Here is a 3,471-nt window from a genome sequence, read left to right on the forward strand (position 1 = left end):
CGGCAGCTACCGGCTCCGGCCGGTCGGCGGCCGGCGGCGACGGGGAGGGGGCCGGCACAGCACCGGCGTCGGCGGTCTCGTCACGCATGGCCTGGCCTATCACGAGGACGATGACGGTGAGGAGCAGGAAGAACAGGACCACGGCACGGCGGCGGCGCGCCAGCATCCTGGCGGCCGGCGTGGAGTAGCGAGGCGCGATGGGCATGACAGGTGCCACGTTGCCAGAGGCAGTGGCCCGTCACAGGCGTTTGGCGTGACTCCTCAGAGGGACGGGCCCAACTCTCAGAGGGACGGGCCGACGAAGCGGTGACCGTTGCGGCGGGGCCACGCGTACGGCACACACCCCCGTACGGTCAGGCTCTGTTGCACCATGACCGGCGCCGGACCGCCGCGCTTCGGGCAGCCCTCGTGGCTGTGGCCCAGCTCGTGGCCGGTCTCGTGGTTGATCACGTACTGCCGGTAGACCGTGATCGGCACCTTCGCGTCGCGGTACGGCTTGGCCGACAGCCGCCAGCGGTCCAGGTTGATGATCACGCGCCCGGTGGACCGGCACGACGTGTACGGCCGCCCGTTCACCGTGATGTTGACCCCGCCGATCCGGCACATCCGCCCAGCGGTGTCACGGGTGGCCAGGAAGACCGTGAAAGTCGCCTTCTCGCTGCCGGACACCCGTTGCAGCCGCAGCCGGCCGTCCCCGATCCAGCTGCGCCGGTCCCCCAGCGTCGCCTCCACCTGCGCCGCGAAGGCCGCCACGTCCTCGTTGCTGCCCCGCTCGACCGCGACCCGGAAGCGCCGCAGCTCGCCCTTGGTGCCCAGCACCCGGCCCCGCCCGGTCGCGTACGTGAACTTGCCCATGCCCCTGGTCGGCACCGCGCCGGACAGCGCAAGCAGGTCCTGCGGCGCATCCACCGAGGTTGCCGCGACGGACGGCGTCGGCCCGACCGGCGACGAGCCCGAAGGCGTCGGTGCGACCCGCGACGAGCCCGAAGGTGTCGGCGCGACCGGTGACGAGACGACAGCCGAGGGCGGCGGAGCCGGCGGGGTCGCGGCGGGAGGCGGCGGATCGGACGGCCGCACCAGCCAGGCCGCCCCGAGCAGAACCACGATCACCAGGGCCACGAGCCACCAACGGCGCCTGCGTGCACCCCGTCCAGCGCCCGCTACGGGGAGGCGTGATTCGATCATCGGGAGCCAGCGTGCCACACCCCACCGGCGCTGTCCGCCCGGCCGTTGCGCCGGGCGACCTGGCTCACGCCGGGGGCGCCTCCCGGCGCTCGCCGCCCCGGCCGACCGGCGAGCCGACGTCCGCGAGCAGGCCCACCACAGCCCGCGCGACCAGGCGCGGAACCTCCATCTGGGCGACGTGACCCACGCCCGGCAGCACCAGCAACCGGCTGTCCGGGATCGCCTTGGCCACCTGCGCCGGCACCCGCGGGTCGACCAGCTCGTCCTTGAGGCCGCCGATCACCAGCGTGGGCGCGGTGATCCGCGCGGCCAGCCGCCACTGCGAATTCGCCCCCGGCAGGTACGCCCGCAGGAAGCTCGACACCAGCCCGCGCAACGTCCCGAGATAAGCCTTCGAATAGTGCTCGACCGTGTAGCGGAGCTTGATCTCCTCGATGGCCTCCGCGCGGCGCTGCGGGCTCACCTTCGTGGTGTCACCGAAGCAGGCGAGCAGCACCTGCTGGGCCATCTGCTCCGGGGTCAGCCGGGCCATCCCCCAGGCCAGGAGGCGGTCGGCGCGCGGCAGCGCGAGCAGCGGCAGCACCGGGCCCTGAGCCGTGCGCCGGGGGTCGAGGAAGGGCATGGCCGGGGAGATCAGCGTCAGGGTCCGGATCAGGTCGGGGCGCAGGGCGGCCACGCGTACGCAGATCGAGCCGCCGAGCGAGTTGCCGACCAGGTGGACCGGGCCGCGTCCGGCGTACTCCAGATAGCCGATCAGCTTGTCGGCGAACGCCGCGATGGAGTAGCGCGGGCTGGGATCGCTGTAGCCGAAGCCGGGCAGGTCCACGGCCTGGCCGTCGAGCCGGTCCGCGAGCAGGCCGGCGAAATCGGTCCAGTTCTGCGAGGAGCCGCCCAGACCGTGCACGTAGACGGCGGGCTCGGCCTCCGGCGTGGTGCCCGGGGTGTCCCGCACGTGCAGCATCGCCCCGTCGATCATGACCCGGCGGGCCGGCCACGGCGGCGGCACGGCACCGTCCGGAGGCAGGACGTCGTCGCCGGCGAGGATCGCACCCTTCATCAGGACAACAGTGCCTCAAGACGACGGTTGACCGCATTGAGTGTGGCGCGCACCATGGCGTGCCGGTCGTCACCGGTGATCACCGCGGAACCGGAGAGCTGCTCGACCCAGCCGCCGACCGACAGCAGCATGACCACCACGGCGACCTGCATCGAACCGAACGGCACGGCCGCGGCGTGCTCGACGAAACACTTCGCCGGGCCGTCCGCGTGGTCGGAGGTGGTGAGCAGCTCGTCGACGGCCCGGGCGGTGGCCAGCGCGCACAGCCGCAGCAGGTAACCGTCGACGGCGGGCCCGGTGGCCTCCCCGGCGGCGATCTGGCCGTTGACGGTGAGCCGCACCTCGACGGTGGCCTCGGTGCCGAACGTGTTGACCCGGACATTCTCGATCATCACCCGTGGGCCGGGGCGCTCACCGATGTCGAGGGGGCGGGGTGGGGCGGGCTCGACGCTGGTCGGGGCCTCGCCGAGGGCCGGGCGCTCGTTGGAGCCCTGCCGGTCGTCCGGGGCCTGCCGTGTTCCGGCGCCTTGGCGGGTGCCCGGGCCTTGGCGCTCGCCCAGGCCTTGCCGGTCACTCACGCCTTGCCGGTCACTCGGTCCCCGGTCACCCAGGCCACGGTCACCCAGGCCACGGTCGCCTTGGCCCCGGTCGCTCAAGCCCCGGTCGCTCAAGCCCCGGTCGCTCATGCCCGACCGCTCGCTCGTGGCCTGTCGGTCCTCGGCATCCTGCCGCTCACCGGGCCGAGACAGCTCATCAGCGGCCCGCCGCCCGCTGGGCCGCGACAGCTCGTCGGAGCCTCGCCGCTCACCGGGGCGAGTCAGCTCATCGGCCGGTCGCCGCTCACCGGGCCGTGACAGCTCATCGGCCGGCCGCCGCTCACCGGGGCGGGTCAGCTCATCGTTCGCCCGCCGCTCACCGGGCCGTGACAGCTCATCTGCCGGCCGCCGCTCGCCAGGACGTGACAGCTCATCTGCCGGCCGCCGCTCGCCAGGCCGTGACAGCTCATCGGGAGCCTGCCGGGAAGCGGACGAGTAGCTGCCGGAAGTGAGGCCGGGGCCAGGAACCGGCCGGCCGGTCGGGTTGGGTTGGCTCGGCACGAACGGCGCAATCGGCGGCGCGGAAGCCTGGGCCGCCGGCGGCGCGGAAGCCGGAGCAACCGGCGGCGACGACGCCGGAGCAGACCCCGAATAGGCGGGCGGCCCCGACCGTGGAGCCGGCGGCGCCGTCCG

The 3,471-nt window shown here is 73.8% G+C and carries 3 protein-coding genes and 1 pseudogene; all 4 read right to left on the reverse strand.

The genetic code is table 11. The features are described from left to right. Positions 1-205: hypothetical protein (locus AB0C29_RS39075; protein ID WP_360831606.1), on the reverse strand; the 205-nt coding region annotated here is incomplete at its 3' end. A 77-nt stretch (positions 206-282) separates the two neighbouring features. Continuing rightward, positions 283-1,119, reverse strand: a complete 837-nt coding sequence (locus tag AB0C29_RS39080; protein WP_360831609.1) for a DUF3152 domain-containing protein — start codon at positions 1,117-1,119, stop codon at positions 283-285. Between the two features lie 130 nt (positions 1,120-1,249). Next, on the reverse strand, positions 1,250-2,242 hold the full coding sequence (locus AB0C29_RS39085; RefSeq protein WP_360831612.1) for an alpha/beta hydrolase: 993 nt from the start codon (positions 2,240-2,242) through the stop codon (positions 1,250-1,252). Next, positions 2,242-2,697: pseudogene (locus AB0C29_RS39090) on the reverse strand (Daple); the annotation flags it as partial. The gene AB0C29_RS39085 and the pseudogene AB0C29_RS39090, both read right to left, overlap by 1 nt. Positions 2,698-3,471 lie beyond the last annotated feature (774 nt).

The organism is Actinoplanes sp. NPDC048791, assembly GCF_040650095.1.
In the GTDB taxonomy this organism is placed as follows: domain Bacteria; phylum Actinomycetota; class Actinomycetes; order Mycobacteriales; family Micromonosporaceae; genus Actinoplanes.

Bases quoted from the DNA above. Each gene is read 5' to 3' on its own strand.
- AB0C29_RS39085 (WP_360831612.1), bottom strand. From the start codon at position 2,242: ATGAAGGGTGCGATCCTCGCCGGCGACGACGTCCTGCCTCCGGACGGT.